We start from the raw sequence: 7,077 nt of genomic DNA on the forward strand, positions 1-7,077 counted from the left end.
GTGATGGACGCGGCGATCGCGCTGGCCTTGCCGCTGGCGCGCCTGTTCGAGGGGTGGCGGCCAAGGCCGTACCTCTGCCCGGCGGGCGTGCCCACGCAGGGCTACGGGGCGACGGGCAAGGGCGTCTCGATGCGCAACGGACCCTGGAGCCTGGAGGCGGGCGAGGCGCGGCTGGCGGCCGACATGGCGGTCTATGCGCGCGGCGTGCTGGCCCTGTCGCCGAACCTGGCCAGGTGTCCGCCGGAGGTGCTGGGCTCGCTGGCGGACTTTGCGTTCAATCTCGGGGTGACCCGCTACAAGGCCTCGACCCTGCGCAAGCGGGTGGCCGACGAGAACTGGGACGCCGTGGCGCACGAGCTGGGCAAGTGGGTTCACGGCGGCGGGCGCAAGCTGCCCGGGCTGGTGAAGCGCCGGGCGGCGGAGGCGCGGATGATCCTGGGCGCCATGGCCCGGGACGCGGCGCGCCGGCCGGACCCGGCGATGAACGACGAGGCGGCCTTCCGGGGCCGGGTGGACGAGATCCTGCAGGGCGGCGGCGATGTGCGCGCGAACCTGCTGAAACTGTTGCAGGGGTAGGCGATGGCGGGACCGACATTGGGCGAGCGTGTGACGCGGCTGGAGGAGTGGCACACCAATCACGAAACCCATTGCGATGAACGCCAGCAGGCCATGGGCCGCGAGATCCGCGACCTGAAGGGCGGCGTCAATGGCCTGACGAAGGGCGCCTGGGGGATCGTCCTGGCCCTGCTGGCCTGGACGGCCGCGCAGCTCTGGGACGGGCTGAAGGCGGACGCTGGAAGCGGGGTGCAAAACGCGGTTGCATCGCAGCCGAAATAGGTCAGCGCGTTGGCGATTTCGCCGAGGGCGCGGCCGGAAAATTCAGCACCGCCCACTCTCCATGATCGGCCAGCGCGGCGGCGTCATAGGCGCGCGCAGCAGCCTCGGCTGTCGCAAAGACCCCAAGATTGCGCATCTTTCCGTCGCGGCGGTGACGAGCCTGCCACCCCGTAGGTGTGGCGCGCACGCCCCGAAATGGACTGGACGTTCGGGGCGCCCGGCGATTGATGTTGTTTTGCTGGACCGTGGCCACCCGGAGCTGTGAGCGCCGGTTATCAAGGGTGTCGCCATGCCGGTGATCAACGCGCAGGCCTGACGGATTGCCCATGATCTCGCGGTGCATCCATACGCGACGCTGGCCCCCGTCCTCGCGCCTGGCATTGCGCACGGCGCAGAAACCTGCGCCGTTGGAGGCCGGTATCGCGTACCACTTGTGCTGCGAAAGCCATCCGAAGTCCTCGTCAGAAACCTTGGCGAACAGGCCGCGTGACAAAGGGATCAGGCGCATGGGCGAACTCGATGGCCGGGGGTGAACGGACGCGGAACGGAATTTTCAAGTCGCACGGTCCAAGTCGCATGAGACTTCAATCGGGCTATCACGTTCCGTCTCCGTTCTGTTTGCTCATTCGAGAAAACCCTTGTAGTGCAAAGCCTTCCAACGCAATCGGGGCGTAGCGCAGCCTGGTAGCGCATCTGGTTTGGGACCAGAGGGTCGGGAGTTCGAATCTCTCCGCCCCGACCAGCGTTGGACAGGACAGTTGGGAACACGAGCATGTTTGCGCGCATCTTCCGCCCGGCCAAGACCGCCATGCAATCCGGACGCGCCAAGGCCGCCGCCTGGGTGCTGGAGTTCGAGCCGAGCGACGCGCGCCGCTCGGACCCGCTGATGGGCTGGACCCAGACCGGCGACACAGAATCCAGCCAGGTCCGCCTGAGCTTCGAGACCAAGGAAGAGGCCGTCCGCTACGCCGAAAGCCACGGGATCGCCTTCCAACTGTTCGACCCCAAGCCCGCAAAGCGCATCCTCAAGGCCTACGCCGACAATTTCGCCTTCGGTCGAAGAACCCCCTGGACCCATTAGGGTTCGCATCGGGCGCCCTTAGCTCAACCGGATAGAGCACCCGCCTTCTAAGCGGGCGGTTGCAGGTTCGAGTCCTGCAGGGCGCGCCAATCCCGGACGGGAGTTGCGTAACTCACGTTGTTCGTAGAATTGGCCGACGCGCTCCTTCGCCCCTTGCGGGAGAAGGTGTCAGGCGAAGCCTGACGGATGAGGGGTCGCGCGAACTTATCAGAATGATTTCCCGGGTTTATCGGAGAGGGTGATCGACCCCTCATCCGACCGCCTGCGGCGGCCACCTTCTCCCGCAAGGGGCGAAGGGGCACAGCTTCGACCGCTCTGGCCATTCCCGGTTACGCTGCGGTCCCCAAGGGACGGCGACCTCGCGATGATCAGAAGGGTTCGAACGGGCGCGCCATCTGCTAAAGACTCCCATGGCCTGGACCCGCCGATACGACGACGCCGAACCCCAGAGGATCAACAAGTGGTTGGCCCAGAGCGGCGTATGCTCGCGCCGCGAGGCTGAAGCCCTGATCGGCGAGGGCCTGATCTATATCGACGGCGAGCGGGTGGAGGACGCGGGACGAAAGATCCTGCAGGGCCAGACCCTGACGCTCACCGACAAGGCCGAAGGGCGGCTGGAAGGCTTCACCGCCGTGCTCAACAAGCCGGTGGGCTATGTCTCCGGCCAGCCGGAGCCCGGCTATACCCCCGCCGTCCGTCTGCTGACGAAGGAAGCGCTGGTCGGCGAGAGCATCACCATTCCGGACTCAAGGATGAGCCTGCCGCCGCTGGGGCGCCTGGATCTGGACAGCCACGGGCTGCTGATCCTCTCCAACGACGGCGTCCTGGCCAAGGCCGTGATCGGCCCGCAGTCGGAACTGGACAAGGAATATGTGGTCCGGGTCGCCGGCCGTATCGACCCGCCCAAGATCGCGCTGCTGCAGCACGGCCTGGAACTGGACGGCCGCCAGCTCAAGCCGGCCAGGGTCACGGCCCAGGGGCAGGTCCTGCGCTTCATCCTCACCGAAGGCCGCAACCGCCAGATCCGCCGCATGTGCGAGCTGCTGGATCTGCGGGTCATGGACCTGCTGCGGGTGCGGATCGGGCCGTTGAACCTCGGGGATCTGCCGGAGGGGCGTTGGCGGGTGCTGAGTGCGTCGGAACGGCAGGCCATGATTGCGGCGTCTCGGGGTCGGCAGGGGATGGGCTCGGCCACTTGGTAGGCGATGACCGCCCGTGGGCGGACTCGCTGATTTTCCAACTTGGGTGGTTAGCGGACCTTGGCCGTGGTAACTTCACGGTCGCGGCGTCTTTTAGGAACCGTGGACTGTGGTGGGCTACCTTGGCAGTGAGGCCTGTGCCAGTTTTTTCATCCCCTGCGAGGACGGCGTTGATTGCGTTGCTTAGCCTAGTGGCTGCAGGCTGCAACAACTGCGGCGTCAATGAAGTCAGTTCAGCCGGGGACGTGACAGTCGGTGGTCGCTGGACGAAATCGTCCGACGAAGTAGAAAGCTACTTCTGCGAAGTTGAAAGCTGGCAGGGTGCGGCGAACGCGAACGGCGCGAGCTCTCGCGGTGCTGATTGCCAGACGGCTCGCGAGTTCTACGCTTTCTTTGATCACGACGGGAAGCGTTATAGGGCAAAGATCCAAGGCGCGCGCGTTGTCAGCCTGGGACGTCGCAGCGCCTGCATCGACATGTGACCTTTTTCCTCGATGTTCACGTCAGCAACGGGTCGATTGCGACCCAAAGTCACAGGTCTGCAAGCGGACATTTGCCAAGCCTTCCATAGCGGGCGCCCAATGTCAGGTCCGATCCCCTAAAACCCCGGCGTCCGGTCCGCGGCCAGCGGGATCGTCCAGTCCGCCCGCGACGGCATCTCCTCAAGAATCCATCGCGTCAGCCGCTCGTAGTGGGCGACAAAGCGCGCGACGGCGTCGTCATCCATGCCGCCCTCAGTGCGGGCGCGGAGCTTGTGTTCCTGCTCGGTGCGCCAGGCGCGGACGACCTCAAATCCCGGCGCCGCCAGCAGGACCAGCATGTCCAGCCGCTCAAACAGAGCCTGGTAAGGCCCCGCCAACTGCCGATCGACATATCGGCGCCAGCCGCCATCGGGATCCTCGTCGCGCTCGAGTCCGTTCACCGGGTCAACCAGTTCGGCCCTGGGCTGCGGCCGCGCGCCCACGCACCAGCCTTCAAGGATCACCACATCCAGCGGCCCCTCCACCTCGCGCCAGGCCGATTGCGGACGTCGCTCATCCGAGGCCTTGTCGAAGGCCGGCAGGGGCGTCACGCCCGGCAGGGCAAGGTGATCCAGCACCACGCAGGCCAGCGCCACGTCATGGGTGCCGGGCGGCCCGCGCACCGCCATCAGCGGATGCACCTTGCGCGCCAGCCAGGCCCGGGCCTCCCGGCTCAGGTAGAAGTCGTCCAGCGACAGGGTGACGGCCTTCAGGCCCTGCGTACACAGAATCGCCGTGACGGCCTCGGAGATCGTGGACTTCCCCGACCCCTGCGCGCCACAGAGACCCACAAAGACCGTTCGGCCCCGGGCGGCGCGCAAGCCTGCAGCCCGGGCCGCAAGCGGTCGGCAGACCCGGTCCAGGGTCGTCCTGAAACTCTCCGGCAGCCGCTCCCGCGCCAGGAACGCGGCAATGTCGTCCTCGGTCACCCGGCCAGCCTGGCGTAGGCGTCCAGACCGGCCCGGAGGTCGGCCATCAGCTCCTCCGGGTCTTCAAGACCGATATGCAGACGGATCAGCGGCCCCCCGTAGTCCTTCGCAAAGTTCCGGACCTTGAGTTGCGGCGCGCAGGAGATCGCCAGGCTCTCGAACCCGCCCCAGGAGAACCCCAGTCCGAACAGCTTCAACGCATCGAGAAACGCATCGACCGCTGCGTCAGGCGCCGGGTTCAGGGCAAAACTGAACAGCCCGCAGGCGCCCTTGAAGTCCCGCGACCAGATGGCGTGGCCCGGAAACTCCGGCAGGGCAGGGTGGTAAAGCGCTGCGACCTCGGGCTGGGTTTGCAGCCATCGGGCGATGTCCAGCCCGCTCTCACCGTGGCGCGCGAGCCTAACCGGAAGGGTCCGAAGTCCCCGAAGCATCGCGTAGGCGTCTTCGCCGGAGACAGCCCAGCCCATGTTGATGACGCCCTCCTCGAGCAGCCGGGCCAGACGTGGCTCCCGCGCCGCCGCAGAACCCATGAAGGTGTCGGAGTGCCCGGAGACATATTTCGTCAGCGCCTGGATCGAGATGTCGATCGCATGCTCCAGCGGCTTGAACAACAGGCCCGCGCCCCAGGTATTGTCGGTCGCCGTCAGGATGCCGCGCGCCCGCGCGAGTTCGGCGATCCTGGGCAGGTCCTGCATCTCGAAGGTGAGCGACCCGGGTGTTTCCAGAAAGATCAGGCGCACGGCCCCGGAGGCCCCGGCCACAAGGTCCTCGGGCGAACTCAAGGGGTCGTAGTAGGTCACCTTCACGCCAAAGCTTCGCAGCACATGATCACAGAACCGCCGGACGGGTTTGTAGACGTTGTCCGCCACCAGTATCTCGTCGCCGGCCTTCAGCACGGCGAGCAACGCGCCGGAGATAGCGGCCATGCCTGACGGGTAGAGGGTGACGCCGGACGCGCCCTCAAGCTCGGCAAGGGCAGCGCGCAGGCTGGCCTGGGCGGATAGGCCGGAGCGACCGTAGGTGACGTAGTTGTCGTCGTCGTAGAGAGACGCCGCCGTCGGCAAAAGGACCGTGGAGCCCTTCTGGATCGGCGGGCCAACGGTCTTGGCCAATGGGCCACTAAGGGCCCCGGCGCGGATCAAACGGGTTTCGTCGGACATGCGGGGTTGCGGGTGGGGGCGAGGCTGGCGAAAGTGCCGTTCCCCTTAGAACCCGAAGCGTCTCTGAATTTCAAGGAGTAGCAATGATCCGCAGTCTCGCGGCGATCACCGTTCTGGCCCTGGCCATGGCCGGATGCAGTCCGCCCAAGCCTGTGGAAAAGGCGCCTGCGGTCTCTCCGACGGCCGGCCCAGCGGCGGCGCCGATCGGCTATTCGCCGGCAAAGAGCCCGACCCTGGACGCGGTGCGCAAGCGTGGCGTCGTGCTCTGCGGCGTACATCCCGGCCTGCCCGGCTTCGCCCTGCCTGACCCGCGCGGCGAGTGGCGAGGGTTTGACGTGGACATCTGCCGGGCCGTGGCGGCGGCGGCTCTGGGCGACGCCAAGAAGGTGCGTTTCACCGTGATTGGTGGAGAGGATCGCTTCGGCGCCCTGAAGCGCGGCGAGATCGACATCCTGTCCCGCAACACCTCGGAGACCTTCGCCCGGGACGCCGGCCTCGGACTGACGTTCCCGGTCACCACCTACTATGACGGCCAGGGGTTCCTGGCCCCCAAGGCACTGGGGCTCAACAGCGCCGAGGAATTGGCCGGCGCCCGGATCTGCGTGCAGGCAAAAACCGCCAGCGCCGGCAACCTGGCCGACTTCTTCAGTGCGCGCGGCATGAAGTACCGCGAGGTCGTGGCCGCCTCCGAGGCGGAGGCCCGCAAGATCTATCAGACCGAGGGCTGCGACGCCTTCACCGCCGATGTCTCGGCTCTCGCGGCCACCCGCTCGTTGCTGGCCAATCCCGGCGCACATGTGATCCTGCCCAACGTGATCTCCAAGGAGCCGCTGGGACCCGTCGTCCGCCAGAACGATCCGGTGTGGGCCGACATCGTGCGCTGGAGCGTCTACGCCACACTGATCGCCGAGGAACTGGGCCTGTCGTCGCGCACCGTGGAAGAGGCCCGCGAGACCGCCACTGACCCCGAGACACGCCGCCTGCTGGGATTGGAGGGCGATCTCGGGCCGTTACTCGGCCTGCAGCCGGACTGGGCCTTTCAGGTGATCCGCCAGGTGGGCGGGTACCATGAGATCTTCCGTCGCGATCTGGGCGCCGATTCCGCGCTGCGCCTGGATCGCGGCCTGAACGCGCTGTGGTCAGCGCCGGAGCCGGGCCTGATGTACCCGCCGCCGATGCGCTAGGGTTCGGGCTCAATTCTAAGTCAATAATTCCAACAACATCCGCTCATCCCGGCGAAGGCCGGGAGGTGGATTCTCGTTTGAAGTGCAACAGGTGCTCGGAGAAGACCTCAACTGGGGTGCGGAAGTCCAGGCATTGTCGCGGGGTGTTGTTGAAGGCGACGACGGC

At 66.7% G+C, this 7,077-nt stretch carries 8 protein-coding genes and 2 tRNA genes; 7 read left to right on the forward strand and 3 right to left on the reverse strand.

Translation table 11 applies throughout. The features are described 5' to 3' along the window. The first annotated feature begins 3 nt into the window (after positions 1-3). Both ACIQ3B_RS11695 and ACIQ3B_RS11700 read left to right on the forward strand, forming a co-directional pair. Positions 4-576, forward strand: coding sequence for a lysozyme (locus ACIQ3B_RS11695; RefSeq protein WP_397402752.1), 573 nt, complete (start codon positions 4-6; stop codon positions 574-576). Between the two features lie 3 nt (positions 577-579). Continuing rightward, positions 580-837 carry a hypothetical protein gene (locus ACIQ3B_RS11700; protein WP_397402738.1) on the forward strand — a complete coding sequence of 86 codons (258 nt, stop codon included), beginning with the start codon at positions 580-582 and terminating at the stop codon, positions 835-837. Between the two features lies 1 nt (position 838). Here the strand turns inward: ACIQ3B_RS11700 and ACIQ3B_RS11705 are convergent, their stop codons facing one another. Next, on the reverse strand, positions 839-1,345 hold the full coding sequence (locus ACIQ3B_RS11705) for an HNH endonuclease (protein WP_397402740.1): 507 nt from the start codon (positions 1,343-1,345) through the stop codon (positions 839-841). 157 nt (positions 1,346-1,502) lie between these two features. Here ACIQ3B_RS11705 and ACIQ3B_RS11710 point away from each other — a divergent pair. From ACIQ3B_RS11710 to ACIQ3B_RS11725, 4 genes are all read left to right on the forward strand, one after another. Then, positions 1,503-1,579: transfer RNA gene (locus tag ACIQ3B_RS11710), tRNA-Pro, on the forward strand. Positions 1,580-1,609: 30 nt separating this feature from the next. Then, the gene (locus ACIQ3B_RS11715; RefSeq protein ID WP_397402742.1) at positions 1,610-1,918 is read left to right on the forward strand and encodes an ETC complex I subunit; all 309 of its coding nucleotides are present in this window, start codon (positions 1,610-1,612) and stop codon (positions 1,916-1,918) included. A 12-nt stretch (positions 1,919-1,930) separates the two neighbouring features. Continuing rightward, positions 1,931-2,007: transfer RNA gene (locus ACIQ3B_RS11720), tRNA-Arg, on the forward strand. A gap of 321 nt (positions 2,008-2,328) precedes the next feature. Further along, a complete protein-coding gene (locus ACIQ3B_RS11725) occupies positions 2,329-3,120 on the forward strand; it encodes a pseudouridine synthase (RefSeq protein WP_397402744.1) in 792 nt (263 codons plus the stop codon). Positions 3,121-3,715: 595 nt separating this feature from the next. On the opposite strand, the gene ACIQ3B_RS11730 is transcribed toward ACIQ3B_RS11725, so the two are convergent. Together ACIQ3B_RS11730 and metC are read right to left on the reverse strand one after the other, a co-directional pair. After that, complete coding sequence (locus ACIQ3B_RS11730; RefSeq protein ID WP_397402746.1) at positions 3,716-4,567, reverse strand: kinase; 852 nt, start codon at positions 4,565-4,567, stop codon at positions 3,716-3,718. Then, positions 4,564-5,727, reverse strand: a complete 1,164-nt coding sequence (gene metC / locus ACIQ3B_RS11735; protein WP_397402748.1) for a cystathionine beta-lyase — start codon at positions 5,725-5,727, stop codon at positions 4,564-4,566. The genes ACIQ3B_RS11730 and metC overlap by 4 nt, the downstream gene beginning before the upstream one ends. Positions 5,728-5,810: 83 nt before the next feature. Here metC and ACIQ3B_RS11740 point away from each other — a divergent pair, with 83 nt between their 5' ends. Then, positions 5,811-6,911 carry an amino acid ABC transporter substrate-binding protein gene (locus ACIQ3B_RS11740; RefSeq protein ID WP_397402750.1) on the forward strand — a complete coding sequence of 367 codons (1,101 nt, stop codon included), beginning with the start codon at positions 5,811-5,813 and terminating at the stop codon, positions 6,909-6,911. Positions 6,912-7,077: the final 166 nt, after the last annotated feature.

Source organism: Phenylobacterium sp., assembly GCF_044358365.1.
GTDB lineage: Bacteria > Pseudomonadota > Alphaproteobacteria > Caulobacterales > Caulobacteraceae > Phenylobacterium.

Coding starts and splice junctions, on each gene's coding strand:
- ACIQ3B_RS11695 (WP_397402752.1), top strand. CDS start 4: ATGGACGCGGCGATCGCGCTGGCCTTGCCGCTGGCGCGCCTGTTCGAG.
- ACIQ3B_RS11700 (WP_397402738.1), top strand. CDS start 580: ATGGCGGGACCGACATTGGGCGAGCGTGTGACGCGGCTGGAGGAGTGG.
- ACIQ3B_RS11705 (WP_397402740.1), bottom strand. CDS start 1,345: ATGCGCCTGATCCCTTTGTCACGCGGCCTGTTCGCCAAGGTTTCTGAC.
- ACIQ3B_RS11715 (WP_397402742.1), top strand. CDS start 1,610: ATGTTTGCGCGCATCTTCCGCCCGGCCAAGACCGCCATGCAATCCGGA.
- ACIQ3B_RS11725 (WP_397402744.1), top strand. CDS start 2,329: ATGGCCTGGACCCGCCGATACGACGACGCCGAACCCCAGAGGATCAAC.
- metC (WP_397402748.1), bottom strand. CDS start 5,727: ATGTCCGACGAAACCCGTTTGATCCGCGCCGGGGCCCTTAGTGGCCCA.
- ACIQ3B_RS11740 (WP_397402750.1), top strand. CDS start 5,811: ATGATCCGCAGTCTCGCGGCGATCACCGTTCTGGCCCTGGCCATGGCC.